The sequence below is a fragment of the Rhizobium sp. BK399 genome (genome assembly GCF_014194695.1).
Taxonomy (GTDB): Bacteria; Pseudomonadota; Alphaproteobacteria; order Rhizobiales; family Rhizobiaceae; genus Rhizobium.
The window spans coordinates 23,514-47,573 of record NZ_JACIAH010000007.1 but is presented as its reverse complement, the minus strand read 5'-3'; the positions used below and the strand labels follow the sequence as shown (position 1 = coordinate 47,573).

At 60.0% G+C, this 24,060-nt stretch carries 25 protein-coding genes and 1 tRNA gene; 17 read left to right on the top strand and 9 right to left on the bottom strand.

Going from position 1 to position 24,060, the window contains the following annotated elements; genetic code table 11:
- Positions 1 to 158 precede the first annotated feature (158 nt).
- A complete protein-coding gene (locus tag FHT97_RS16170; RefSeq protein ID WP_183863611.1) occupies positions 159 to 1,289 on the top strand; it encodes a glycosyltransferase family 39 protein in 1,131 nt (376 codons plus the stop codon).
- 176 nt (positions 1,290 to 1,465) lie between these two features.
- On the opposite strand, the gene FHT97_RS16165 is transcribed toward FHT97_RS16170, so the two are convergent.
- A tRNA-Leu gene (locus tag FHT97_RS16165) sits at positions 1,466 to 1,550 on the bottom strand.
- A 120-nt stretch (positions 1,551 to 1,670) separates the two neighbouring features.
- Positions 1,671 to 2,969: an MFS transporter gene (locus FHT97_RS16160; protein WP_183863609.1), complete on the bottom strand. Its 1,299-nt coding sequence runs from the start codon at positions 2,967 to 2,969 to the stop codon at positions 1,671 to 1,673.
- A gap of 120 nt (positions 2,970 to 3,089) precedes the next feature.
- Between FHT97_RS16160 and FHT97_RS16155 the strand changes: the two genes are divergently transcribed.
- Positions 3,090 to 3,668 carry a TetR/AcrR family transcriptional regulator gene (locus FHT97_RS16155; RefSeq protein ID WP_183863607.1) on the top strand — a complete coding sequence of 193 codons (579 nt, stop codon included), beginning with the start codon at positions 3,090 to 3,092 and terminating at the stop codon, positions 3,666 to 3,668.
- Between the two features lie 3 nt (positions 3,669 to 3,671).
- Here FHT97_RS16155 and FHT97_RS16150 read toward each other — a convergent pair whose 3' ends face one another.
- Both FHT97_RS16150 and FHT97_RS16145 read right to left on the bottom strand, forming a co-directional pair.
- Positions 3,672 to 4,466: a class I SAM-dependent methyltransferase gene (locus tag FHT97_RS16150; RefSeq protein ID WP_183863605.1), complete on the bottom strand. Its 795-nt coding sequence runs from the start codon at positions 4,464 to 4,466 to the stop codon at positions 3,672 to 3,674.
- 83 nt (positions 4,467 to 4,549) lie between these two features.
- Entirely contained in the window at positions 4,550 to 5,530 is a 981-nt protein-coding gene (locus tag FHT97_RS16145; protein ID WP_183863603.1) for an aldo/keto reductase, read from the bottom strand.
- 183 nt (positions 5,531 to 5,713) lie between these two features.
- On the opposite strand from FHT97_RS16145, the gene FHT97_RS16140 reads away from it, so the two are divergent.
- Positions 5,714 to 7,342 carry an AMP-binding protein gene (locus tag FHT97_RS16140; protein WP_183863601.1) on the top strand — a complete coding sequence of 543 codons (1,629 nt, stop codon included), beginning with the start codon at positions 5,714 to 5,716 and terminating at the stop codon, positions 7,340 to 7,342.
- Between the two features lie 19 nt (positions 7,343 to 7,361).
- Here the strand turns inward: FHT97_RS16140 and FHT97_RS16135 are convergent, their stop codons facing one another.
- The 3 genes from FHT97_RS16135 to secA form a co-directional block, all read right to left on the bottom strand.
- Positions 7,362 to 8,651, bottom strand: coding sequence for a GNAT family N-acetyltransferase (locus tag FHT97_RS16135; RefSeq protein ID WP_183863599.1), 1,290 nt, complete (start codon positions 8,649 to 8,651; stop codon positions 7,362 to 7,364).
- A 1-nt stretch (position 8,652) separates the two neighbouring features.
- Complete coding sequence (locus FHT97_RS16130; RefSeq protein WP_183863818.1) at positions 8,653 to 10,065, bottom strand: polysaccharide biosynthesis C-terminal domain-containing protein; 1,413 nt, start codon at positions 10,063 to 10,065, stop codon at positions 8,653 to 8,655.
- 160 nt (positions 10,066 to 10,225) lie between these two features.
- A complete protein-coding gene (secA, locus tag FHT97_RS16125) occupies positions 10,226 to 12,940 on the bottom strand; it encodes a preprotein translocase subunit SecA (protein ID WP_183863597.1) in 2,715 nt (904 codons plus the stop codon).
- A 247-nt stretch (positions 12,941 to 13,187) separates the two neighbouring features.
- On the opposite strand from secA, the gene FHT97_RS16120 reads away from it, so the two are divergent.
- From FHT97_RS16120 to FHT97_RS16095, 6 genes are all read left to right on the top strand, one after another.
- Positions 13,188 to 14,078 (top strand): peptidylprolyl isomerase, encoded by an 891-nt coding sequence (locus tag FHT97_RS16120; RefSeq protein WP_183863595.1) that lies wholly within the window; start codon positions 13,188 to 13,190, stop codon positions 14,076 to 14,078.
- 120 nt (positions 14,079 to 14,198) lie between these two features.
- On the top strand, positions 14,199 to 15,440 hold the full coding sequence (gene argJ / locus FHT97_RS16115) for a bifunctional glutamate N-acetyltransferase/amino-acid acetyltransferase ArgJ (protein ID WP_183755292.1): 1,242 nt from the start codon (positions 14,199 to 14,201) through the stop codon (positions 15,438 to 15,440).
- A 7-nt stretch (positions 15,441 to 15,447) separates the two neighbouring features.
- A complete protein-coding gene (locus FHT97_RS16110; RefSeq protein ID WP_183863593.1) occupies positions 15,448 to 16,230 on the top strand; it encodes a GNAT family N-acetyltransferase in 783 nt (260 codons plus the stop codon).
- Positions 16,227 to 16,646: an 8-oxo-dGTP diphosphatase MutT gene (mutT, locus tag FHT97_RS16105; protein ID WP_183755294.1), complete on the top strand. Its 420-nt coding sequence runs from the start codon at positions 16,227 to 16,229 to the stop codon at positions 16,644 to 16,646. The genes FHT97_RS16110 and mutT overlap by 4 nt, the downstream gene beginning before the upstream one ends.
- A gap of 123 nt (positions 16,647 to 16,769) precedes the next feature.
- The gene (locus tag FHT97_RS16100; RefSeq protein ID WP_016556391.1) at positions 16,770 to 17,087 is read left to right on the top strand and encodes a hypothetical protein; all 318 of its coding nucleotides are present in this window, start codon (positions 16,770 to 16,772) and stop codon (positions 17,085 to 17,087) included.
- 67 nt (positions 17,088 to 17,154) lie between these two features.
- The gene (locus FHT97_RS16095) at positions 17,155 to 17,325 is read left to right on the top strand and encodes a Flp family type IVb pilin (RefSeq protein WP_183755295.1); all 171 of its coding nucleotides are present in this window, start codon (positions 17,155 to 17,157) and stop codon (positions 17,323 to 17,325) included.
- Positions 17,326 to 17,337: 12 nt separating this feature from the next.
- Here FHT97_RS16095 and FHT97_RS16090 read toward each other — a convergent pair whose 3' ends face one another.
- Positions 17,338 to 18,222, bottom strand: a complete 885-nt coding sequence (locus FHT97_RS16090; RefSeq protein WP_183863591.1) for a methyltransferase domain-containing protein — start codon at positions 18,220 to 18,222, stop codon at positions 17,338 to 17,340.
- A gap of 91 nt (positions 18,223 to 18,313) precedes the next feature.
- Here FHT97_RS16090 and FHT97_RS16085 point away from each other — a divergent pair, with 91 nt between their 5' ends.
- The 4 genes from FHT97_RS16085 to FHT97_RS16070 are packed head-to-tail and all read left to right on the top strand — an operon-like array spanning position 18,314 to position 20,674.
- The gene (locus FHT97_RS16085; protein ID WP_183863589.1) at positions 18,314 to 19,090 is read left to right on the top strand and encodes a ComF family protein; all 777 of its coding nucleotides are present in this window, start codon (positions 18,314 to 18,316) and stop codon (positions 19,088 to 19,090) included.
- Between the two features lie 34 nt (positions 19,091 to 19,124).
- A complete protein-coding gene (gene grxC, locus FHT97_RS16080) occupies positions 19,125 to 19,382 on the top strand; it encodes a glutaredoxin 3 (RefSeq protein WP_016556387.1) in 258 nt (85 codons plus the stop codon).
- A 9-nt stretch (positions 19,383 to 19,391) separates the two neighbouring features.
- Positions 19,392 to 20,249 (top strand): carbon-nitrogen hydrolase family protein, encoded by an 858-nt coding sequence (locus FHT97_RS16075; RefSeq protein ID WP_183863587.1) that lies wholly within the window; start codon positions 19,392 to 19,394, stop codon positions 20,247 to 20,249.
- On the top strand, positions 20,246 to 20,674 hold the full coding sequence (locus FHT97_RS16070) for a DUF1178 family protein (RefSeq protein ID WP_183755299.1): 429 nt from the start codon (positions 20,246 to 20,248) through the stop codon (positions 20,672 to 20,674). Before FHT97_RS16075 ends, FHT97_RS16070 begins: the two co-directional genes overlap by 4 nt.
- 31 nt (positions 20,675 to 20,705) lie before the next feature.
- On the opposite strand, the gene FHT97_RS16065 is transcribed toward FHT97_RS16070, so the two are convergent.
- Positions 20,706 to 21,461, bottom strand: coding sequence for an SDR family NAD(P)-dependent oxidoreductase (locus FHT97_RS16065; protein ID WP_183863585.1), 756 nt, complete (start codon positions 21,459 to 21,461; stop codon positions 20,706 to 20,708).
- Positions 21,462 to 21,792: 331 nt separating this feature from the next.
- Between FHT97_RS16065 and FHT97_RS16060 the strand changes: the two genes are divergently transcribed.
- The 4 genes from FHT97_RS16060 (at position 21,793) to FHT97_RS16050 (ending at position 24,052) form a co-directional block, all read left to right on the top strand.
- Positions 21,793 to 22,368 carry a L,D-transpeptidase gene (locus FHT97_RS16060; protein WP_183755301.1) on the top strand — a complete coding sequence of 192 codons (576 nt, stop codon included), beginning with the start codon at positions 21,793 to 21,795 and terminating at the stop codon, positions 22,366 to 22,368.
- Positions 22,369 to 22,538: 170 nt separating this feature from the next.
- Positions 22,539 to 22,670, top strand: coding sequence for an ABC transporter (locus FHT97_RS30820; protein WP_088693697.1), 132 nt, complete (start codon positions 22,539 to 22,541; stop codon positions 22,668 to 22,670).
- 151 nt (positions 22,671 to 22,821) lie between these two features.
- Positions 22,822 to 23,400 (top strand): hypothetical protein, encoded by a 579-nt coding sequence (locus FHT97_RS16055; RefSeq protein ID WP_183863584.1) that lies wholly within the window; start codon positions 22,822 to 22,824, stop codon positions 23,398 to 23,400.
- Between the two features lie 64 nt (positions 23,401 to 23,464).
- Positions 23,465 to 24,052, top strand: coding sequence for a protein-S-isoprenylcysteine O-methyltransferase (locus FHT97_RS16050; protein WP_183755303.1), 588 nt, complete (start codon positions 23,465 to 23,467; stop codon positions 24,050 to 24,052).
- Positions 24,053 to 24,060 lie beyond the last annotated feature (8 nt).

Genomic DNA, 24,060 nt, shown 5'->3' with positions numbered 1-24,060 from the left:
GGGTCGGCTCGGCAAGCGTTGCGTTGGAGCAACACCCCCCGCAGGAACGGCGCTGGTAAGTCCCCGAAGTTACAGGTGAACTGTTGTGCGGTTTATCAGAGGAATTGCATGTTTCCGCCACAGAGCATTGTCCAGGCGAGCGGAGATGGGGCCGAAATTTGACGGATACTACTAGTGGTTCATATGTTTCCCCTCGCCGTTCGACGCGGCTAAGCACACTCCTTCCCGTCCTTCTGCTGGCAACGTATTTTACCGCGAGCTTCGTCCTTCGGCTGCTGCGCGGCGGCGATCTCGCCTCCGACGAGGCGGAACAAGTCGCACTCTCGCATGCGTTGCAATTCGGTTATGGCGACCAGCCGCCTCTCTACAACTGGGTGTTCTACTGTTTCGCCAAGGTCTTCGGCGTGTCAGTCGATACGCTGGCATTCATGAAGAATGCGACGTTGCTGATGAGCTGCCTGTTTCTTGGCTTGGCTGCTCGCAAAGTGGTGGGAGAGCGTGACACTGCCTGGATTTCCATTCTCGGCTTCCTGAGCCTGCCGGCGGTCTTTCTGCTGTCGCAGCGGGATTTGACCCACAGCATTGGCGCCTTCGCTGCTGTTGCGCTGTTCCTCTACGTGCTGACGTTAGTGGCCGAGCGCCCGTCGGCTGGCAACTACGCGCTTCTCGGCGCGGCGGCCGGCCTGGGATTTCTGGCAAAGTACAACTTTGCGATCATCCCCGTGGCGACCGTAGTTGCGCTCCTGCTTGAACCCAGCCTGCGCCGATTGGTTCTCAACTGGCGGCTGGCCGCGACCATTGCGGTTGGTCTCGCTGTTGTTGCCCCGCACGTTTATTGGGCGGTAACCCATCTCGATGCGGCAACCGGTGACACGGTGACAAAGATGCGGGCAGCATCGAGCCACGGGATGCCTCTGCAGCTCATCGCCGCCTTGGAGCTGGTGGAATCAATTGTCAAATGCTGTGCATTGACGATCGCTATTCTCGCCGTTGTCTATCGCGGGCATCTCCGCACCATTTTCGCTGCGAGCAGCGAATGGACGCGGGTGATCGGCCGGATGCTTGTCGTCAGCATGTTTCTGGTCTTCGTCATCATGCTGGCTGTCGATGCGACGATGATGCGCCCGAAGTGGATCTCGATCTTCTTCGTCGCATTCCCCCTCTATCTCGCATGTAAGGTCGATGCGGCAGGGGTCCACGTCCCCGGCGCAATCAGCAAGCTTGCCGTCATCGTTGGGGCAATGATCTTTATCTCACTGGGCGTCGTTTTCGCAGGAAGCTTTCACTGAAGATCCTGCTTGCGGCCGTGCTTGAGCACCGCTTAGGCGCAATCGGCGCCGAGTGGTTGCTATTGGCGCGCCGCATTGAGCGATCGTGCTGGAAACGCGTCGACCAGGCCTGACAAAAAAACACCCGAGAGAAACTGTCCGGTGGTGATGTCTGGCAGCAGCAGTGGGATTGTCGGTGGTGCCCCATGCCGGGGTCGAACCAGCACTTCTTTCGAAACTCGATTTTGAGTCGAGCGCGTCTACCAATTCCGCCAATGGGGCAACGGATACCGACGAGGCGGCTGTCTAGCATGCGTTCGCCCGCGCGCGCAAGACGGCGGGCGAAGTTCTCGGCTTGATTTATTGGAGTTTCCGGCCCGCCGTCTCAGGCCGGAAACCGTGTCAGTGTGCGCCGGCGGCAGCGGGTGCGTGAAGGCCCGACTTCTTCAGCGTGATCGCGAGGACCGAGGCGAGCAGGCAGAAGGCGCCGGCAATGAAGAAGGCGGGTAGATAGCTCTGCAGTTCTGTTCGCGACAGGCCGGCGCCATAGGCGGCGGTGGCGGCACCCAGCTGATGGCCGGTGAAGACCCAGCCGAAGACGATGCCAGCTTTTTCGCGGCCGAAGCGGTCGGCGGCGATCTTCACTGTCGGTGGAACGGTGGCGATCCAGTCGAGGCCGTAGAAGACGGCGAAGATCGACAGGCCGTAGAAGGTGAAATCGCTGAATGGCAGGAATAGCAGCGACAGTCCGCGCAGCCCGTAATACCAGAAAAGCAGCCAGCGATTGTCGAAACGGTCGGACAGCCAGCCAGAGCCGATCGTGCCAAAGAAATCGAAGATGCCCATTACGGCGAGAACGCTGGCCGCAGCCACCGGCAGGATGCCGAAATCGCCGCAGAGCGTCACGAAATGGGTCTGGATCAGGCCGTTTGTGCTCAGTCCGCAGATGAAGAAGGTGGCAAAGAGGATCCAGAAGGTCGAGGTCTTTGAGACCTCCTTGAGGACGACAACAGGTGCGGCGAGCATGGTGAGCAGTCCGCCGGTCCGCGCGGGCGGCGGCGTCACCTGTGCCTCTCCGAAGGACGGCAGGTTGAGATCGGAGGGGCGGTCGCGCATGAAGGCGAGCACGACGAGTGCCGCAAACAGGATCATGCCACAGACGAAGAAGACCGTCGCGCGCCAGCCGTAGGTTTCCGTCAGCTGCGCCATCATTGGCAGAAAGACCAGCTGGCCCGTGGCGGAACTCGCCGACAGCATGCCGACCACGAGGCCACGGTGCCTGGTGAACCAGCGGGCCGAGACGGTGGCGGCGAGCACCATGGCGGTCAGCCCGGTGCCGAGGCCGACAACCACGCCCCAGAGCAGAAGCAACTGCCAAAGCTCAGTCATGAACAGCGAGCCGACGAAGCCGCTTGAGATCAGGATCATCGCGAAGACGATCACCTTGCGGACGCCAAAATAGTTCATGAAGGCGGCCGAGAAAGGCCCCATGAGACCGAAGAGAATCAAGCGGACGGCAAGCGCCGACGATATCTGCGAGGTCTCCCAGCCGAATTCATCCTGAAGGGGCTTGATCAGGACGCCGGGGGCGCCCATCGCGCCGGCTGTCACCAGCATGGTCAGGAAAGTTGCGGCGACAACAATCCATCCATAGTGGATGTTGCGTCGCGCCAGCGATGAGGCAAGTGCAGTCGATACCATAATGACGCTTCCGTCTGGGGTTGTCGTACGATCTGGATTTTAGATGATGATCATCATAATTATTGCATATTGATGATGGACATCATATAAATTGTCAAGCTGCCAATTGCGGAGAAATGAATGCGGGTCAGCCGAGAGAAATTTGCCGAAAATCGCGAGAAGATCCTGCAGGTCGCAGGCGTGCTGTTTCGCGAAAAGGGTTTCGACGGTATCGGCGTCGCCGACATCATGAAGGCGGCCGGGATGACGCATGGCGGATTCTACGGGCATTTCGAATCGAAGGAGGACCTGGCGCTCGAAGTCAGCCGCACCTTGATCGAAAAGGTGAAGATCCGCTGGAACGAGATCATTGCCGCGGCACCGGCGCAGCCTCTGGATGCGCTGCTCAATCACTATCTGTCCCGATGCAGCGTCGATGATCCAGGCGGCAGCTGTGTCTTTGCCTCGCTTGCCCAGGAGGTCAGCCGCAGCCGCGGGCCGATGCGCGAGACCTTCAATGACGGGCTTTCGATGCTCGTCGATATTCTATCCGGTATCGTTCCCGGCGAGACGGCTGAGGAGCGGCGCGCGAAGGGCTTCACGACCCTCTCAGCGATGATGGGCGCCGTCGTCCTCGCACGCGCCGTCGAGAGCCGCGAGCTCTCCGACAGCTTTCTTTATACCACCCGCGATGCGCTTTCTCCGGTAAAGAAGCGCTGACCGCTAGCTTCGGCGTGCGATCAGGCCGCCGATCTCCACCACCTCCGCGAAGGCGCCCTCCGGCGACAGCTTGAGAAGGCTGTTGCGCAGTTCTGCCTCGAATGCGGCCGTTCTCTCGCCGAGCGCCTGTGGCGACGTCACAGAGGTGGAAAAGGCGCGGCCGACGATATCGTCAAGGCCAAGCTTGCGTTCCCTGATAACCGAGATCCGCTCCAGATCGTTGAAGGGTGAGCGAAGCAGGATGTTTTCATGCTCTATCCAGTCGGGTGCCTTGCGTCGTTCGCGATCGGCATTGCGCTCGGGTGCGAAGGCTTCGGCAAGCGGGTTCACGGCCTGTCGCCACTCCGGCGTCGAGGAGATATGACGGTCGCCAAACAACACCACGCAGCCGTCGGCAACGGTGATCTCATCGAGCGCAGTCAGCGTTGCTAGTCGGTCCATCCAATGGAAAGAACGCCCCATGACCGTCATCTTCAGGGGCGCGAAGCGTGAATCAAGATCATAGGAAGAGCCTTTGACAAAGGTGACATCAACGCCGGCAGCGGCGGCATCAGCGTGGGCCACCTCCAGCATCTCGGGCTCGGGGTCGAGGCCTGTGACGGTCGCCTTGGCCAGTCGCGCGAAGGCGATGCCGAGCTGGCCGGGACCGCAACCGAGATCGAGCAGGCGTTCGTCGGGCGCAAGACCGCCGCGCTCAGCGATCCGCTCGATCAGTTCATCCGGATAGGGGACGCGATAACGCGTGTAGTAGGCGGCGGTAGATTGAAAGCGGCGGGCCTCGAAGGGAATGGTCGTCATGGTGGATCCTTGAGAGGAATGCGCAAACCGAATTGGCCGGTTGCCGGCCGAGGCCAGCGACCGGCGCTTTGCCAACAATCGTTTTACTTGAAGCCTTCGACCCGGTGGGGAACGTAAGGATCTTCGAGGGCTACAACGTCCTCCGGCGCCAGCTTGACGGCGAGCGCCGCGACCGCATCAGTAAGGTGGTTGGCTTTCGATGCACCGATGATCGGTGCTGTCACCGCGCTCTTCTGCAGGATCCAGGCAGTGGCGATCTGGGCACGTGAAACACCATGTTTCTCGGCCAGCTTGCCGACGGCACCAATAATGGCGCGATCGGCATCTTCCGCCTGCTTGTAGAGCGTCTTGCCGAATTCGTCTGTTTCGCTGCGGGCGGTCTTCTCATCCCAGTCGCGCGTCAGCCGGCCGCGGGCGAGTGGACTCCAGGGGATCACCGCGATCTTCTGATCCTGGCAGAATGGGAGCATTTCGCGTTCTTCCTCGCGATAAAGCAAATTCAGGTGATCCTGCATGCTGACGAAGGGTGTCCAGCCATTGGCACGCGAGGTGTAGAGCATCTTGGCGAATTGCCAGGCATACATGGAGGAGGCGCCGATATAGCGCGCCTTGCCGGCCTTCACGACGTCGTGCAGGGCTTCCAGCGTTTCCTCGATCGGCGTCGTATGGTCAAAACGGTGGATCTGATAAAGGTCGACATGGTCGGTCCCGAGCCGACGCAGGCTGTTGTCGATCTCGTCGAAGATCGCTTTGCGTGAGAGGCCGGCGCCATTCGGACCGGGACGCATGCGGTTGAAAACCTTGGTCGCGAGCACGATCTCGTCGCGCTTGGCAAAGTCGCGGATCGCTCGGCCGACTATCTCTTCGGACGATCCGTCCGAGTAGACATTGGCCGTGTCGAGAAAATTGATGCCGAGATCAAGCGCCTGCCTGATCAGCGCCCGGCTTTCTTCCTCGCCGAGCGTCCAGCTATGGTTACCGCGGGCAGGCTCGCCGAAGGTCATGCAGCCCAGGCAGATTTTCGAAACTTCCAGCCCGGTGCCGCCAAAGTTGACGTAGTCCATGAAATTGCTCCAAACATTCGATCGCTACCCAGCGCGCTCCTTGATCTAGCGCGGCAAGCGCGAAAGTGTTGGTTGCTCGCATAAAAGTTTTGTGACCGACCAGAGGGGCGTCCGCTGGTCTCGCGCTTGCGTCGGCGGAGTTTCGGGTGTTAGCTGTTGCAGCATTTGACTGGATTTTCGCCGATGAGACTGCCGCAGCGCGATCGCTATGAAGACCTCTACCGCGATTTCGCGTGGGATATACCCGGGGATTTTAATATCGGCCGCGCGGTCAGCGACGAATGGGCCGAGCGCGTGCCGGATCGCGTCTGCCTTGAGCATTTCAGCCCCGACGGCAATCACCTCTCAATGACCTATCGGCAACTCGCGGATCGGTCTTCGTCGCTTGCCAATGCTCTGATGTCTTTGGGGGTAAAGAGAGGCGATCGGGTCGCTTTGCTTCTGCCGCAGTCTTTCGAGACTGTCATTGCCCATGTCGCGATCTACAAGATGGGCGCGATCGCGCTGCCGCTGGCCTTGCTCTTCGGCGTCGAGGCGTTGGAATACAGGCTGCGTACCGCCGGCGCTTCCACCGTCATCACCAACAGGTTCGGACTCGACCGCATTAGCCACATACGCGAACGACTGCCCGACCTGGCAGAAGTGATCTGCGTCGACAGCGATCGTCATGGCGTGCGATCGTTTACAGCGTTGGTCGAAAGCCATCCGCCTGTCTTCGAGGTCGCGAAGACAGCACCCCACGATCCGGCGCTGATGATCTTCACGTCGGGAACGACAGGCCCGCCAAAAGGCGCGTTGCACGGGCACCAGGTCTTGGCTGGACACATACCCGGCATGCAGTTCGCGCACGAAGGCTTTCCGCAACCGAGCGACAAGGTCTGGACGCCATCAGACTGGGCCTGGGCCGGAGGGGTACTGAACGCTCTCCTGCCAAGCCTGCTGCTCGGCGTGCCCGTCGTCTCCTCACCGGCGCAGAAATTCGATGCCGACATGGCGTATCGGATCATGGCCGAGATGAAGGTGCGCAATGGTTTCATCCCGCCGACAGCCTTGCGGCTGCTGAAATCGGTGCCTGATCCGCGTTCCAAGTACGATCTCGTGTTGCGCACGATCGGTTCGGCAGGCGAGTCGCTCGGTGCGGAAACACAGGAGTGGGTCAAGCGCACGCTGGGGATCACCGTCAACGAGTTCTACGGTCAAACGGAGTGCAATTTCGTGCTCTCGTCGAATGCCGCCATCGGGGTCAGTCGTCCCGGTGCGATCGGTCGGCCGGTGCCCGGGCATAGCGTTGCGATCGTCAGCGAAGCAGGCGAAGAGCTCGTCATCGGCGAAGCCGGGCAGATAGCCATCCGCCGGCCCGATCCCGTGATGTTCCTCGGATATTGGAACGACGCTGCTGCAACCGAGCGGAAGTTCGTTGGTGACTGGCTGCTGACCGGGGACATCGGCCGTCAGGACGCCGACGGATATGTGACGTTCTTCGGGCGGGATGACGATGTCATTACCTCCTCGGGCTACCGCATCGGACCGGCGGAAATCGAGGACTGTCTGATCGGGCATCCGGCAGTGCAACTGGCCGGGGCGGTGGGCAAGCCGGATCCCGTCCGTACCGAGATCGTCAAAGCCTATGTGGTGCTGGCGCCGGGGTTCGAGCCGAGCGATGGACTGGCGTCGGAGATCAGCGACTGGGTGAAACTACGTCTCTCGATGCACGAGTACCCGCGCGAGGTGGAATTCGTTACAGAACTGCCGCTTACGACGACGGGCAAGGTTATCCGCCGCTTGCTCAGAGAGCGGGCCAGCGCCGGCTGAGGCTCTTGGGATTTGCGCCTTATTGCGGAGACTTGCCGCGCCGTGCAAGCGACATGATCTTTTGGCGCAGCATCTTCGCAACATTTCTCGTGCTGCTATACATGTGAAGCTGGGCGGCCACCTGGCGCACGTCGCGGTCGCCATTCTGGGCAAGCCCGATCACCATCGTTCCCATGTCCTCGCGCTCCTGCCAGAAGCGGTCCATGATCGGATGGTTAGGGACAGCACAGGAGTCCGAGCGCATGATGTTGGCGTCGTCGAGGTGCCATTCCGTCAACTCGCCCATCAGCAGCTTGCCCGGCGAATAGCGCGAGTAAGCTTCGTCATAGGCCGTCTTCCACGTATAGGCCTCGCCGCCCATCATCAAAACCACCGTGGCAGCGATTGCCTTGCCGTTGAAGTCGATCGTGTGGATACGCACGGCGTCGACGGCGGCGAGATTGGAAACGGCCTCACGGGCAAAGGCGGTGTGGTAGCGGTCGGTCACGAGCGCGCTGCGCTTCTTGCCCTTCCAGCCGCCTGCCTCGAGCGCAAGGAACTCCTCGAAGCGCGTGTGGACTTCGTGCGGCTGGCGGGCGACGCTGTAGACGACCGTGCCCTGCTCCTCGAGCAGGCGCCACTGCCTGCGCATCTCGCGCATATGTGACGAGGAAATCGAACTGCGAAGGTAGGCGACGGCATCTTCGTCGCTTTGCAGCATGGCGCGCTGGTAGGGATTGGTAATGGTGATCGGCAGGTTGCGGCTGATGGCGACCGCCCTTGCCATACGGGCAAAGATGCCGTTCAGCCGGACATCCGGAAGGACCAGGATCTGCGGCAGGCGCAGGTCTTGATGGGTCAGGCCGTCATAGAGATTGTCCAGCGTCTCGCCCGCTTCCTCGGCATCGATCAGCGGCGTGCCGAGTGGCGCGAAACTGTTCGACCAGACACGGATGATCGAGGGGCCAACGGCGAAGCCTGGCTTTTCGACTGAGAACGGCATGAGGAAGCGCATTCGGCTGCGTGCGTCGTTCTGGTCCCGTAACAGGGCGAAGCTAACCTGCCTGTCGTCCAGGCGGGGCATGGCGGGCGCCAGAAAACGCCCGGTGAAGAAGACGTTCGGCTCCATCGCGCGATTGGACAGGAAGTCGAGCTCTTCCTGCAGTTCGTAGCCGAGCTTGCCTGAGTAGAGGCAGAGCTCGCGGCCCGGGCGGCCGATTTCAACACGCGCGTCCGCGTGCGGCGTATCGAAATCGAGAGCCGCAAGCTCGTGAACCATGCGGTTCGTCGTGACGTCGGTCGTTTCGGTAGCTGGAGGATTGCGGACCATTTTATCGGGCTTCCATGTCTGTTTTGGCCGGAGACGCGGCAAAGGCGAAGAGCGCGATGCCAAGCGTATGCCGGACAGCAAAGTGCAGGAGGATGGCTTCCACGCCCATGGCCGAGGCCGTGGCGATCGCAGCGCCCTCGATGCCCAGTCTGGGGATGAAGAGCAGGTTGAGGCCGATGTTCGCTGCAAGCGCTACGGCATAAAGCAGAACACACGTGTTCTGTTTGCCCGCCATCATCAGCAACGTTTCAGCCGGTCCGACCAACGCTTTGGAGAGAATGCCGGCGAGCAGGATCGCCATCAACACGTAGCCGTCCGTGAAGGCGCCGCCAAAGAGCGAGAGCAGCAAGTGACCGGCAGCCACCACGGCAAGGCCGATTGCAAGCGCGGGCCAGAAAGTCCATCTGGCCGCGTCGATCGCAGCCGCCGCTAGCTGCTGGCGTGTCCCTTCAGCGATGAGGCTTGAAAAGCGAGGGCCGGAGGCTGCCTTCACCGAAAAATTGATGAAGTGGACGAGCGCCATCGTCTTGGCGGCAGCGAAATAGATCGCGACGTCGTGTGGCTCGAGGAAGATGCCGACGACGACAACGTCGGAATTGGTCAGGAGGAAGCCGACGCCTTCGATGAGGAAGATCGGGAAAGCGACGCCGAGCCAACCGAGAAAATCGACTTGACGCGGACCTTCGTGGTAATGACGGCGCAACCGCAAGAGCGTCGCGACGTATTGCCCAACGGTGGTGACATAGGTGGCGGCGAGCGCGGCCTGCATCGCCGTCATCGCAGTGTGCGGCGCGCCGAGCCCGATCGCAGTCAACATAAAGAGAATGATGAGTACAGGCCGGACGATGTAGGCAGGGCTCAACGCCATGACAGGCCAGTGATTGGCGCGCGACGTGCCTTCCAGGATGTCGCCGAGCGCGATCATCGGCATGGCGATCAGTCCGAGGAAGATCGGCATGACGTAGTAGCTCTCGATCCTCTCGCCGAAGACGTGCAGGGCGATCATGCCGGCGGCAAGGGCGGCGGTGCCGGAAAGCAAGCCGAAGATGCGGGCGGTGCCGGTCAACCCGCGGATCTTTTCAAACGCGCCCGCTGCCTTGTATTGCGGCAGGAAGCGGACAATGGCGGTGTGGAAGCCGAGGCAGGAAAGATCGCCGAAGAGGACGATCAGAACCCAGACGAATACAAAGATTCCGTACTCGTATTCGCCCATGAGGCGCGCCAATACGATTTGCGACAGAAAGGCGAGACTGGCGCTGACAATGCGAATGGAAAAGGCGGTCAGCGCCATGCGCTGGGCGGCAGCCTTGTCTCCCCGTGCCGTCATGACGGCAGCGAGTGCGCGCAGCATACGGCTAGCCGCCGGGCGCAGACCCGCAGGCAGCATCTTTTCCGCCGTCTCAATGACCGCCATCACAAACACGCAAAACTCTTCAGGCAAATCCTAGCCGAAGTCTTGGCAGAGCAGCGTTAAGAAACGGTTGTAGCCGTGCGTCGGCGCTTAATGCGGTGCGCTGTTTCCACAAAAGAAAATGCCGCCCGAAGGCGGCATTTTCAGAACGTTTGCTGCTGGCTTAGGCCTGTGCGAAGGCGCCGTGGCAATGTTTGAACTTCTTGCCCGAGCCGCAAGGGCAGGGCTCGTTTCGGCCGACGTGACCCCAGGTCGACGGATCGGCTGGATTGCGGTTTTCCGGGGCAACAGTCACTTCAGAAGCCTGGAAGGCCGGTGCAAAATCATCTTCGCCGGTATCCGGATCCAGGTGATGAGCCTGCATGAACGGCGGTTCCGGCTCGGCTGGCGCCTGCTGTACGAGTTCGACGCGCATCAGCTGGGCAGTGACGGCTTCACGCAGGTTGTTGAGCAGCGAGGTGAAGAGCTCGAACGCTTCCGACTTGTATTCCTGCAGCGGATCGCGCTGAGCATAGCCACGGAAGCCGATGACGGAGCGTAGGTGATCGAGGTTGACGATATGCTCGCGCCAGAGGTGATCGAGCGTCTGCATGACGATCGAGCGCTCGACATAGTGCATAATGTCGTCGCCGAAACGCTCAGCTTTCTCTGTGAAGGCCGCGTTCGACGCTTCCGTCAGGCGTTCGCGGATATTGTCCTCGCCGATGCCTTCCTCCTTGACCCAGTCTTCAACCGGCAGATCGAGGTTGAGCAGGGCAGCGGTCCGTTCCTTCAGGCCAGCGGCATCCCATTGCTCGGCATAGGCGCGTTCCGGGATGTGCTTTTCGACCAGGTCTTCAATGACCTCGCGGCGCATGTCGGAGACGGTCTCGGAGATGTTCGCCGATTCCATCAGCTCGAGGCGCTGTTCGAAGATCACCTTGCGCTGATCGTTCAGAACGTCGTCGTACTTCAGAAGGTTCTTGCGGATATCGAAGTTACGAGCCTCGACCTTTTTCTGCGCACGCTCCAGCGCCTTGTTGATCCAGGGATGGACGATGGCTTCGCCTTCCTTGAGACCGAGCTTCTGCAGCATCCCGTCCATGCGGTCGGAGCCGAAGATACGCATCAGGTCGTCCTGAAGCGACAGGTAGAACTTCGAGCGGCCCGGGTCGCCCTGGCGACCGGAACGACCGCGCAGCTGGTTGTCGATGCGGCGGCTCTCGTGGCGCTCGGTAGCGATGACGTAGAGGCCACCGGCGGCGAGTGCCTTTTCCTTGAGCTGCTTGATCTCCTCGCGGATCGCTTCGATCTTGGCGTCACGCTCGGGACCGGGCTCGACCTCGCCAAGTTCGCGCTCGATACGCATTTCGAGGTTGCCGCCGAGCTGAATATCGGTGCCTCGGCCTGCCATGTTGGTGGCGATCGTCACCGCGCCAGGCACACCGGCCTGGGCGACGATGTAGGCTTCCTGCTCGTGGTAGCGGGCGTTGAGAACCTGGAAGTCCTTGAAGCCCTGCTTGCGCATCAGCTCGGCGAGAAGTTCCGACTTTTCGATCGAGGTGGTACCGACGAGAACCGGCTGGCCGCGCGTCTGCGCGTCCGCAATCTCGGCAATGATCGCCTTGTACTTCTCTTCGAAGGTCCGGTAGACCTCGTCGTCCTCGTCGATACGCTTGATCGGCAGGTTGGTCGGCACTTCGACGACCTCGAGACCATAGATGTTGCCGAATTCTTCGGCTTCCGTCTGCGCCGTACCGGTCATGCCAGCGAGCTTGTCGTACATGCGGAAGTAGTTCTGGAAGGTGATCTGCGCCAGCGTCTGGTTTTCCGGCTGGATCGTCACCTTTTCCTTGGCTTCCAGCGCCTGGTGCTGGCCTTCCGAGTAACGGCGACCGGGCATCATGCGACCGGTAAATTCGTCGATGATGACGATCTCGTCATTGCGGACGATGTAGTCCTTGTCGCGCTGGAACAGCTTGTGTGCCTTCAAGGCGTTGTTGACGTGGTGGACGATCGCAACGTTCTCGATGTCGTAGAGCGAGGCACCCTTCAGCAGGCCGGCCTGACGGAGCAGGTTTTCCAGCTTTTCCGTGCCTACTTCGGAGAAGTTGGCCGAGCGCTGCTTCTCGTCAATCTCGTAGTCGCCCTCGGTTAGCTGGGGGATGAAGGCGTCGATCGTGTTGTAGAGATCGGAGCGGTCGTCGAGCGGACCGGAGATGATCAGCGGCGTGCGCGCTTCGTCAACGAGGATCGAGTCCACTTCGTCGACGATCGCGAAATTGTGGCCGCGCTGGACCATCTGGTTCTTCTCGTACTTCATGTTATCGCGCAGATAATCGAAGCCGAGTTCATTGTTGGTCGCGTAGGTGATGTCGCAGTTATAGGCGGCAGCACGCTCTTCGTCCGACAGGCCGTGGACGATGACGCCTGTGGTGAGGCCGAGGAAGCCGTAGATCTTGCCCATGGTCGCGGCGTCGCGGCGGGCGAGGTAGTCGTTTACGGTAACGACGTGCACGCCCTTGCCGGCAAGTGCGTTCAGATAAACCGGCAGGGTCGCGACAAGCGTCTTGCCTTCACCGGTCTTCATCTCAGCGATGTCGCCATCATTGAGAATCATGCCGCCGATCAGCTGTACGTCAAAAGGTCGCATGCCGAGAACACGGCGCGAAGCCTCGCGAACAACGGCGAACGCAGGCACAAGGATGTCATCGAGCGTCTTGCCGTCAGCCAGCATCTTGCGGAATTCGACGGTCTGGGCAGCCAGTTGTTCGTCGCTCAATGCCTTCGTTTTTTCTTCGATGGCGTTGATGGCTGCGACTTTCGGCTGGAAGGACCGCACGCGGCGATCATTGGCAGAGCCAAATATTTTGCGGGCTATACCGCCAAAGCTGACCATATGACTGGTCCTTTCTCAATAATATCCCCCGGCTTTTCTTAATCCGCTGCCCAGCCGAATTTCAGGCACACGTCTCGAAACGCCAGGAAACTGTTCTGGACGCGAGGTTGCGTGACAGATAAGAGGGGGGTCGAATGATGTCAACGGATTTGGCTGATATACAAAGGCCACATTCCAGTGTTGATGGCTGTTTCAGGCTGAATTCACGAAGCTGAAGCCGGTGGGTGTAACTGTGAAGGGTTATTTGATGTTGAACTACAACAAAATCGCTGTGATGGCGTTCGCAACCTTTGTTGCGTTCCAGGCGCCGGTCTACGCGGAAGACAAGCCGGATGCCGTCATTGCCAAGGTTGGCAATGTCGAAATTCATCAGTCCGACCTCGATCTGGCTGTCGCCAATCTCGACCCGCAGCTGGCACAGTTGCCAGACGACCAGAAGAAAATCGCCGCGCTGTCCGCCGCCATCGACGTCAAGCTGCTGGCTCAGGACGCGATTGCCGAGAAGCTCGACCAGACCGCCGAATTCAAGAAGCGCATGCAGTATCTCGCCGATCGCGAACTGCACAACGCCTACTTCAAGAAGCAGGTTGTTGACACGGTCACGGACGCTGAAGTGAAGGCGCGCTACGACAAGGAAGTCGCGGCACTTCCGAAGCAGGAAGAAGTGCACGCACGCCACATCCTCGTGAAGACCGAGGACGAGGCCAAGGACGTGATCAAGCAGCTCGACGCCGGCAAGAACTTCGCGGATCTGGCGAAGGAAAAGTCTACCGATCCGAACAAGGCTGACGGCGGTGATCTCGGCTATTTCACCAAGGGCCGCATGGTCAAGGAATTCGAAGTGGCCGCCTTCGCGCTTGACAAGGGCACCTACACCAAGACGCCCGTGAAGACCGATTTCGGCTATCACGTCATCCTCGTCGAGGATAAGCGGGACGCACCTCCGCCGGCCTTCGATCAGGTCAAGGATCAGGTTCGCCAACTCGTCATGCGTGACAAGTATCTTGCGCTTCTCGCCGCTGCCAAGGAAAAGTCCAAGGTCGACATTACCGACGAAGCACTGCGCAAGGGCTACGACGACGCCAACAAGCAGCCGCAGCCGGGCGACGAACCGCCCGCCGCGCAGCCGCAGCAGTAAGATCCAAAGTTTAGGGCCCGGTTCTTCCGGGCCCTTCCCTATAGCAGTTGTCGTATTTCCGCAGGGCGAGCCGGCTTATACTTCGCCCTGAAAATCCTTCCAGCCATCAGGTCGATCGCCATGTCCGGTTCCGTTTCTCCGCTCGCTCCGAAATCCTATGCCACCGTGCCCGCCTTGCGCGGCGTGCGCATGGCCACTGCATCGGCCGGCATCAAGTACAAGAACCGCACCGACGTGCTGATGATGGTGTTCGACAAGCCCGCAGCGGTCGCCGGCGTCTTTACGCGTTCGAAGTGCCCCTCTGCACCGGTCGATTTTTGCCGCGCAAACCTGCCGCATGGCACCGCGCGCGCCGTCGTCGTCAATTCCGGTAATGCGAATGCCTTTACGGGCCTGAAGGGGCGTGAGGCGACTGCCTTGACGGCAAAGTCGGCAGCGGCTGCCGTTGGTTGCGGTGAGAGCGAGGTTTACCTCGCGTCCACCGGCGTCATCGGCGAACCGCTGGACGCGACGAAGTTCTCTGGCGTTCTCGACCAGATGCACGCGGATGCAACCGGCGACTTCTGGTTCGAGGCCGCCAAGGCGATCATGACCACCGACACCTATCCGAAGGTCGCCACCCGCAGCGCGGAGATCGGCGGCGTGAAGGTGGCGATCAACGGCATTGCCAAGGGTGCCGGCATGATTGCTCCCGATATGGCGACCATGCTTTCCTTCGTGGTAACCGATGCCGATATCGCTCCCGCCGCCCTGCAGGCGCTCCTGTCTGCGGGTGTTGATCCGACGTTCAATTCAATGACGGTCGACAGCGACACCTCGACCTCCGACACGCTGATGCTGTTTGCTACCGGCGCGGCTGCCGAAGATGGTCAAGTTCGTGTCGAGAAGGCCGATGATGCGCGCCTGGCCTCATTCCGCGCTGCGCTCAATGATCTTCTCAAGGATCTTGCGCTGCAGGTCGTGCGCGACGGCGAGGGTGCCACGAAGATGCTGGAGATCACCGTGACCGGTGCCGAAAGCGATGCGGCTGCGAAGAGGATCGCGTTGTCGATCGCCAATTCGCCGCTGGTCAAGACCGCTGCTGCTGGCGAAGACGCCAACTGGGGCCGTATTGTCATGGCCGTCGGTAAGTCGGGTGAGATGGCAGACCGCGACCGGCTGGCGATTTGGTTCGGCGATGTGCGTGTCGCCGTCAATGGCGAGCGTGACGCCGGTTATTCCGAGGAAGCCGCAACCAATGTGATGAGAAAGCAGGATATTCCTGTGAAGGTCGACATCGGTCTCGGAAACGGCACCGCTACGGTCTGGACGTGCGACCTTACAAAGGAGTATGTCGCCATCAACGGTGACTACCGGAGCTGATCTTTCATTGACTGAAACTTTATCCAAGAAGCCAAATCTGCCGCTCGTGCGCAGGCTGGAGGCCGTCGGTTTCCGCGCCTGGCCGGCCTCGTCCGTACAGTATGACGGCAGCTGGCAGGTGCGGCTGACCGCGGGACATCCGTCCAACCGGCTGAACTCCATCGTGCCGCTCGATCCTTCGGATCACCGCGATGTCGAAATTCGGCTGGCGAAGGCAAGTCGCAAGTTCGAAGCCTATGGCCGCCCGGCTGTCCTTCGTCAGACACCGCTGGCCTCACCGGTGCTGATCGACCTTATTCGGGCGCAGCAATGGTCATCCTTCGACGAGACGATCGTGATGACCTGCGATCTTGCCCATGCGGAGCTGCCTGATACGCTCGATCACTTGCCGACCCATGACATCGGCCGCTTCGTGGATGCCAATCTGGCAACCGACGGCGTCTCGTCCAAGCTGAAGCCGGCGCTCGCAGAGATCATCAACGCGATCAAGCCGCCGTCAGGCCTCTTCATGATCGAGGACACGCAGACGGGGCCACTCGCAACGGTCCTTTGCGTTCAAGACAATGACCTTGCCGGCATCATGTCGCTTTCCGTTGCCAGGGAGCGCCGCCGCGAGGGATTGGGGATGGAAATCCTGACCTCCGCCTTGCGCTGGGCCAGAATGCGCAGCGCCCGTTCGGCCTGGTTGCAGGTGAAAGCGACGAACTCTCCGGCTTTGGGGCTTTATGAGCGGCTCGGCTTCCATGAGGCCTATCGCTATTCCTATTGGCGGCAGGAGCCGTCGCGATGAGTGACGCCACGCCCGCCCGAAGCATCCTTCTTGTTGCCGCTTGCGCCCTGATCGATTCGGACGGACGCATCCTGCTGGCGCAACGCCCCGAGGGAAAATCACTTGCCGGACTTTGGGAGTTCCCCGGCGGCAAGGTCGAGCCGGGCGAGACGCCCGAGGAATCACTGGTGCGTGAGCTGCATGAGGAACTGGGGATCACGACGAAGGTCGCCTGCCTGGCGCCGCTCAGCTTCGCGAGCCATACCTATGAGAAATTCCACCTTTTGATGCCGCTCTATGTGTGCCGGCGCTATGAAGGAATTCCGCATGGGAAAGAGGGGCAGGCGTTGAAGTGGGTGAAGCCGCAAGCTCTACGCGACTATCCGATGCCGCCCGCGGACGAGCCACTCATTCCGATCTTGCAGGATTTACTTTAGGAACTTCTGATTATTATTCCGCAAGCGTCCAATTTGGGTGTGGATATTAATCGATCGTTTAACACCTTCTGCCAAATATCGGCCTCAATCAAGCAACTGGCGTGTGTGTAGAAGGCTTGACGCATGGACGACGATTTCTGGAAAGCTGTAAGAGAGAAGCAGCAGACCTCGACTGGCTCTAGCAGGACGGGGGCGCTGAACATCGCGCTGCTGTTCGGCACGGCTGTTGTAGCCTTGACTTTGATCTTGACGCCGATGCTTGCCGACAAGTCCAAGTCGAGCGTTTTTGCGAGCGCGCCATCTGAATTCGATACAATGACGACCGGCTCGATTCCGAAGACCGAGAACGGCAAACGCTACACGATCCGCCGGAGCGTCCTTCAGGAGACACCTGGCTCGGTCTGCGTCGTTCAGGGATACGGAAGCGGGGTTGGCTGCTGACACCGACGTTGTTGCTGCGGCAGCCGCAACGTGTTTGACGACTGCCGCTTGATCGCCGAGGTGGGCAATGCAAAGAGTAAGGGCATTTCTGGCTGACATCCGTGGCGCGACAGCGATCGAGTATGGCCTGATTGCATCGCTGATAGCGGTTAGCCTAATCGTTGGGTTCGGAGCGATGAGCGGTAGCCTCGCGGACCTTTTCGTTGGCGTCGGCAACTATCTCACATTACCGAACTAGGAAGAGCGGTCGCTACTGCTTGAGTTTGTGTTCCTCGACCTTCAACGCGTCGGCGAGCCTGACCTTCGCCGATCCAGGTCGAAGCGGCTTCTGCTGGCTTTCGTGCGGTGCCCATCCCGAGACATAGATGATCGAGAAGGTAGCTCTGATCCGGCCATCCGGGTCGGCATAGCGCTCGGCGTAGATCTCCGCCGCCCGTAGGAAGAAGGCGCGTGTCAGGGGCTTGCGACTCCTCGCTACGAGCGGATTGGTCATCCCCATCGCCCGCAAGTCCTTCATCAGGGGAAAAATCGAGTCGTAACGCACCGTATAGGTCTCGGCGTCGATGACGGGAAGGGCAAAGCCTGCGCGCTGCATCAGTCCGCCGACATCTCGCACATCAGCAAATGGAATCACCCGCGGACTTGCGCCCCCGGTAAGCTCGATCTCCGTTGCCAGCAGTACGTCGCGCAACTCTTGCAACGTCCCCGCGCCTGGGATCGCCGCAAGAAAGAGACCATCGGGTTTCAAAGCGCGGCGAATCTGGATGAAGACGCCTGGCGTATCGTTTGTCAGGTGAAGACTGAGCGGCGCCAACACTAGATTGGTGGATTGCGGCTCGAGAGGAACCTCTTCGAGAGTGGCCTTGACGAAGGCCTCCTCTGCTTTCGCATAGGCCTGCTCGCTCTCGACCCGGGTCAGTTTGCCGATCTTGCCGGTTGAAATCGCTGCGCGGGCCGCAACACCGGTCGCACCATGCAATTCGACAGCGTGGTCGAACGTCCGTTCGACCACCGCGAGGCGCTCGCCCAATTCTTCTGCGGCGATATCAAGGAGAAACGTCGCCTTCGGGTCATGGTTGAGAAGCGCGCGATGCCGGTTTGCAGCAATCCGGGGCTGGTCGAAGATGATATCCATGGGCAGTGCATAGTCCCACGAACCGGGTGTCGCAAGGCGATTTTCTCCAGACGCGAAACGCGCTAGTCTCGCGTAACGGGTTGAGGGGCAGATGGGATTTAGGGGATTACGATTGCCCGCGGAGTTGAATGGGGCGCTCCTGACGCGTCCCTTCCAGCTTTTGGCCGACCTCGTCTATCCGCCGGGATGCGTGGTTTGCGGTGTCGCGACCGGCCGCCACAGCGGTCTATGCCCGAAATGCTGGTCTGGCCTGCGCTTTATTGAGCGGCCCTATTGCGAGGTCCTGGGCGTGCCATTCTCGCATGATCTTGGCTCGGGTATCCTCAGCGCCGAGGCAATTGCCAATCCTCCGCCTTTTGACCGACTTCGATCCGCTGCTTTTCATGACGAGCCGGTGCGTCAGTTGGTGCATGGCCTGAAATATCGCGACCGAACAGATCTCGCGCCGATGATGGCCGGATGGATGCTGCGGGCGAGTGACGGCATGGTCGAGCGCTGCGACGCCATCTTGCCGGTGCCGCTGCATCGGAGCCGAATGTTCTCGCGCAAATTCAATCAGGCGGCCGAACTGGCCCGTCATCTCGCACAGCAATCCGGGAAGGTGCTGCTGCCCGCCACGTTGTTGCGCATCAAGCGGACGCGCCCGCAAGTGGGGCTCGGCGCAAAGGCGCGCGAGGAGAATGTGCGCGGTGTCTTCGCGATCGCCAAGGCGCGGGACAACGACGTCTTCGGCAAGCGGCTCGTCCTTGTTGACGACGTTTACACGACCGGCGCCACCGTTGCGGCGGCGGCCAGGGTTCTGCGCAAGGCGGGGGCGACCGACATCACGGTTTTGACCTTTGCAAGGGCTCTTTCAGAAACTATATGACGAAAAGATAACTTGTATTTTGTCTGGAGTCCTAATGGCACCCGTCACCATCTATACGCGCCAAGCCTGCGGCTATTGCGTGCGCGCCAAGTCGCTGTTGTCCGAAAAGGGCGTCGATTTCGTCGAGCACGACGCGACCTTCGCGCCTGATCTCCGCCAGGAAATGATCGGCAAGTCCAACGGCCGCACGACGTTTCCGCAGATTTTCATTGGTGAGCAGCATGTGGGCGGATGCGATGATCTTTACGCGCTGGATCGCGCCGGCGAGCTCGATCCGCTACTCGCGGCCTAAGGAAGAGAAATGACGTTCAGGGCTGCTGCCATTCAGATGTGTTCCGGTGTCGATCCCGAGAGGAACACCGCGGCGATGGTGCGCCTCGTTCGTGAGGCGGCCAGTCAGGGTGCGACCTATATACAGACGCCGGAAATGACCGGCATGCTGCAGCGTGACCGGGCCGCCGCCAAGGCTGTGCTGCGCGACGAGGGCAACGATGTCATCGCTCGCACTGGTTCGGAGCTCGCCAGAGAGCTGGGCATCTTCATGCATGTGGGGTCGACCGCGATCGCTCTGGATGACGGCAAGCTCGCCAACCGTGGCTTTCTCTTTGGTCCCGACGGCAAGATCCTCAATCGCTACGACAAGATTCATATGTTCGATGTCGATCTCGACAATGGCGAAAGCTGGCGCGAGAGCGCGGCATACCGTCCGGGGTCGGAGGCGCGTGTGTTGTCGCTGCCCTTTGCCGAAATGGGTTTTGCGATTTGCTATGACGTCCGCTTCCCGGCGCTTTTTCGGGCGCAAGCTGTCGCCGGAGCCGAAGTGATGACGGTGCCGGCCGCCTTTACGAAGCAGACTGGCGAAGCTCATTGGGAAATCCTGCTGCGGGCGCGCGCAATCGAGAATGGCGTTTTCGTTGTCGCTGCTGCTCAGGCCGGTCGCCACGAGGACGGGCGTGAAACGTTCGGTCACTCGATGATCGTTGATCCATGGGGCAGGGTGCTGGCGTCAGCCGGTCCGGAGGGCGAAGCCGTTATCGTCGCCGACATTGACCCCTCTGCCGTCAAGGCCGCGCATGACAAGATTCCGAACCTGAAGAACGGTCGCGATTTCTCTATTGAGAGGGTTGCGGGGGTTGTCGCAGGAGGCGTCGCGGCTTGATCCGTTATTCTCTGCGTTGTGAAAATGCCCATGAGTTCGAAGGCTGGTTTTCCGAAAGCGCCGATTTCGATCGCCAGATCGCATCCGGCTTCCTGACCTGTCCTAGCTGCAATTCGGCGTCGATCTCCAAGCTCCTGATGGCGCCCTCGGTATCGACCGCGCGCAAGAAGGACGAAATGCAGACGCTGGCGATGGATACGATGCGTCGGGATGCTTTTCAAAAGCTGAAAGAGGCCGTTGCGACAATCAAGGCCAATTCCGAGGATGTCGGTACGCGATTTCCCGAGGAGGCCCGCAAGATCCACTACGGAGAAAGCGACGCTCGCGGGATCATCGGACAGACGACAGTGGATGAGGCGCAGGCGCTTCTGGACGAGGGCATCGAGATCGCCGCCCTGCCTGTTTTGCCTGACGACGTGAACTAGACTGGAATCTTCAGTTTAACCCCGAGAAGCTCTAGTGCGCGCTGTAGGCTCCGTCGACGAGATGGTAGCTACCGGTGATGAAGCTCGCCTGCTCGGATAACAGGAAGCAGACGAGAGCCGCCACTTCTTCCGGCGTGCCGCGCCTTCCCATGGGCTGTAGCGCCTCCATGCGTCGGCTGCTGGCAATGTCGCGATGTTCGGACGAGAGCGGCGTTTCGATCCAGCCAGGACCGACCGCGTTGATTCGAATGCCCAGGCGAGCATATTCGATCGCAGCTGCCTTTGTCAGTCCTACGACGCCATGTTTCGCTGCCGTATAGGCGCATGCGATTGGCAAGGCGACGGTGCCGAGCACTGAAGAGACGTTCACGATAGCACCGCCGCCACCCGCGAACATCGCTCCGATTTCGTACTTCATGCAATAGAAGACGCCGTTGAGGTTGACGTCCATCAGCTTGTGCCAGTTGTCGAGGGGGTAGTCGCCGGTTGCCTTGCGAACACCATCAACGCCGGCATTGTTGACGGCAAGATGCAGACCGCCGCACGTCTCGACAACCGTTCCAATCAGCTTTTCTACCGCTGCCGCGTCGGTCACATCGACAGCGAAATGGCGCGACAGGCCTCCTTGGACATGAATCTCATCGGCAACGCGCTCCGCTGCCTCGGCATTGATGTCTGTGACGACGACCTGCGCGCCTTCCTCAGCCAAGCGGCGGGAGATGGCTGCGCCGATGCCGGAGCCGGCGCCGGTGACAATCGCTACTTTTCCTTCGAAGCCAAGGTTCATCGTTTCCTGTTATACTCCCCCTGCAGCAAGGCAATGCCAATGTGGCAGCGCATCCTCGCTAAATTCCCTGATGCGCCGGCGCGCGAAATCGGTCCAAATTAGCTTTTTGGTGCTTGTTCCCGCAAGAGGTGCGCGCCGCCGCGATACCTTTATGAAAGACTTATACAACGATAGGATGGTTTTTGCATGGAAAGGGTTAGCCGAGCCCGCCCACTAATACGCCCATATGCAATTTGTGGAGGCTTAGATTCTCTGTGGGGTTGAGACTTGGCCTGAAAACCACGGAATGCTAAAGGAAGGAAGTAGGGCTCACCAATCTTAGCAGGTAACGATGGATAACGACCATATTACGCGCCGTGGCCTTGTCTTGGGCTGTGTCGCTTTGATGACCTCTGGATGCACTACGGCGAGCTGGCCGATAGGGAATCCGTTCTCCTCGACGAGTTCTCCCATCCGTCGGCGGGAAGTTGCATATTCGGGCAGCGAGCAGCCCGGCAGCGTAGTCGTCAACACCTATGAGCGTCGTCTCTACTATGTCGAGGGTGAAGGCCGCGCGACACGCTACGGTGTTGCCGTCGGTGAGGAAGGTCTCACGCTTAAGGGCAGCGCCGTTGTTGGCCGGAAGGCTGAATGGCCATCGTGGACGCCGACGGCGAGCATGATCGAGCGCAAGCCGCGTTTGGCGCAATATGCAGGTGGTGTTCCCGGCGGCGAGAACAATCCCCTCGGTGCGGCGGCGCTTTATCTTTACCGCGGCGGACAGGATACTTATTTCCGTATCCACGGAACAAACGAACCATGGCTGATTGGGCAGGCGGTGTCTAATGGTTGCATCCGCATGACCAATGAGGACATCATTCATCTCTACGGGCGGGCACCCGTCGGGACGCCAGTTTTGGTCATATGATACTTACATTTTGTATCGATATTGCCACCGTCTGTTAGCTTTGCGCGTCGCTTGCGTGACGTGGGGGTAGGCTGTGCCCTTTCTGCACTTGGCTTGGGGCTATTTTACCGCTATTAGTAGAATCGTTGCCTTCGATAACCTATTCCATGCTAACGGAGAGGACTACTTTGATGAGCAGAATCCTAATCATGTGCCTGGTTGCGTTGTTTTCCGTTTCGAGCCTGACGGCTTGCGGAGCAGTTGGTAAAGGCAAGGGGAAGGCCCCGCCACCGGTGGCTGAAGCCGCACCAATCACCAAGTAACATCTGATCTTTGAGTTAGGGGGAGGGACTTCGTGGCCCCTCCCCCGATCGTTTGTCGGAGCCGGGCCGCCTCTGCGCAAATGCGCAACCCTAGGCTGGCATTTTTGCTTGAGGGTCCGCGCTCATTCGATGTCGGAGATAAAGCGTAACGATGACGCTTGCAAAAGGCCCCCTTTTCCTGCTGGTTCTCACCGCTCTCGCACTCACATCTTGCCAATCGGACGACAAACCGCCGCAACCGAGGTTCACTTCGGATGCCAGCGGTTCACAAGTCGGTAAGGCCTCCCAGCGCGAAGGCCAGTATTTCATCGAGTTCCGTTCACGCTATGCGCTGACCTATGGCCATACCTACGCGGTCTTTGGACGCCTGAACAAGGCCGGCGGGATGATCAATCCGGAGGTTGCCGGGCTTGCGCCGGCTTCTCCTGACGCTGCGCCCTACGTTCTCGGGCATTTCATTCCCGTTCCGGCTACGACCGGGGCGACGGATGGTGACCTTGAAGAAGCCTACCGTTCGGCAAGTTGGCGCATTCTGCTCACCCAGGCCGAGTACAACAAAACCGTCGCTTTCATTCGCCAATTGCAGGCAAAATCGAAGTTGTGGCAGGCCACGGTCGACAATTGCAACAATTTCGTCGGCGAGATTGCAGGTTCTATGGGATACAAGACGCCGAGCATCTGGCTTCGTCCGCAAGAGTTCATTACAAAGCTACGAGAAATGAATACGTGAGTGCGAAGCGAGCCGATCAGGTCATCGCCTTCGCATGATCGACGAAGGACTCCGGTGATCTGAATTGAGCATTGCTCTCATTGGTAAAATCGTGTGGGTGCTTGGCATTATCGCTTGGTATGCCATTCGCTATCCCTCGGAACGCCGCGCGAGGCGCACAAAGGTCGTTAGCGATCGTCGCTCCGGCGTTGAAATAGTTGGACTTTCGGTCGCATTGCTCGGGCTCGCGTTCATTCCGGGCTTCTACGTCGCGACGGGGAAGCCGGAAGCTGCCGACTACCCGGCGCATTTGTGGGCGGTGATCATTGGTGCAGTCTTGTTTTTCTCGGCCATGTGGGTCTTCCGCAGGACGCACAAGGCGCTCGGCAGGAACTGGTCGATCTCCCTGCAGATACGCGAAAAGCATGAGTTGATTTCCCACGGCCCTTACGCGCTCGTCCGCCACCCGATGTATACGTCCTTTATGCTCATGGCGCTCGGCCAGGCGTTTCTGCTGGCGAATTGGGTGGTTGGGCTGGCTGGGGTGATCGGCTTTGCAGTCCTCTTCTTTCTGCGGGTGGACAAGGAAGAGCGGATGATGCTCGAGATCTTCGGGCCGGAGTATCGCGCCTACATGGACCGGACGAAGCGAATCATCCCCTACATCTATTAGAGGACGCA

Coding starts and splice junctions, on each gene's coding strand:
- FHT97_RS16065 (WP_183863585.1), bottom strand. CDS start 21,461: ATGAACCTTGGCTTCGAAGGAAAAGTAGCGATTGTCACCGGCGCCGGC.
- FHT97_RS16135 (WP_183863599.1), bottom strand. CDS start 8,651: ATGGTCCGCAATCCTCCAGCTACCGAAACGACCGACGTCACGACGAAC.
- FHT97_RS16075 (WP_183863587.1), top strand. CDS start 19,392: ATGACGTTCAGGGCTGCTGCCATTCAGATGTGTTCCGGTGTCGATCCC.
- FHT97_RS16055 (WP_183863584.1), top strand. CDS start 22,822: ATGACGCTTGCAAAAGGCCCCCTTTTCCTGCTGGTTCTCACCGCTCTC.
- FHT97_RS16130 (WP_183863818.1), bottom strand. CDS start 10,065: ATGGCGGTCATTGAGACGGCGGAAAAGATGCTGCCTGCGGGTCTGCGC.
- FHT97_RS16095 (WP_183755295.1), top strand. CDS start 17,155: ATGCAAAGAGTAAGGGCATTTCTGGCTGACATCCGTGGCGCGACAGCG.
- argJ (WP_183755292.1), top strand. CDS start 14,199: ATGTCCGGTTCCGTTTCTCCGCTCGCTCCGAAATCCTATGCCACCGTG.
- FHT97_RS16140 (WP_183863601.1), top strand. CDS start 5,714: ATGAGACTGCCGCAGCGCGATCGCTATGAAGACCTCTACCGCGATTTC.
- FHT97_RS30820 (WP_088693697.1), top strand. CDS start 22,539: ATGAGCAGAATCCTAATCATGTGCCTGGTTGCGTTGTTTTCCGTTTCG.
- grxC (WP_016556387.1), top strand. CDS start 19,125: ATGGCACCCGTCACCATCTATACGCGCCAAGCCTGCGGCTATTGCGTG.
- FHT97_RS16145 (WP_183863603.1), bottom strand. CDS start 5,530: ATGGACTACGTCAACTTTGGCGGCACCGGGCTGGAAGTTTCGAAAATC.
- FHT97_RS16120 (WP_183863595.1), top strand. CDS start 13,188: ATGTTGAACTACAACAAAATCGCTGTGATGGCGTTCGCAACCTTTGTT.
- FHT97_RS16155 (WP_183863607.1), top strand. CDS start 3,090: ATGCGGGTCAGCCGAGAGAAATTTGCCGAAAATCGCGAGAAGATCCTG.
- FHT97_RS16100 (WP_016556391.1), top strand. CDS start 16,770: ATGGACGACGATTTCTGGAAAGCTGTAAGAGAGAAGCAGCAGACCTCG.
- FHT97_RS16160 (WP_183863609.1), bottom strand. CDS start 2,969: ATGGTATCGACTGCACTTGCCTCATCGCTGGCGCGACGCAACATCCAC.
- FHT97_RS16085 (WP_183863589.1), top strand. CDS start 18,314: ATGGGATTTAGGGGATTACGATTGCCCGCGGAGTTGAATGGGGCGCTC.
- mutT (WP_183755294.1), top strand. CDS start 16,227: ATGAGTGACGCCACGCCCGCCCGAAGCATCCTTCTTGTTGCCGCTTGC.
- secA (WP_183863597.1), bottom strand. CDS start 12,940: ATGGTCAGCTTTGGCGGTATAGCCCGCAAAATATTTGGCTCTGCCAAT.
- FHT97_RS16060 (WP_183755301.1), top strand. CDS start 21,793: ATGGATAACGACCATATTACGCGCCGTGGCCTTGTCTTGGGCTGTGTC.
- FHT97_RS16150 (WP_183863605.1), bottom strand. CDS start 4,466: ATGACGACCATTCCCTTCGAGGCCCGCCGCTTTCAATCTACCGCCGCC.
- FHT97_RS16090 (WP_183863591.1), bottom strand. CDS start 18,222: ATGGATATCATCTTCGACCAGCCCCGGATTGCTGCAAACCGGCATCGC.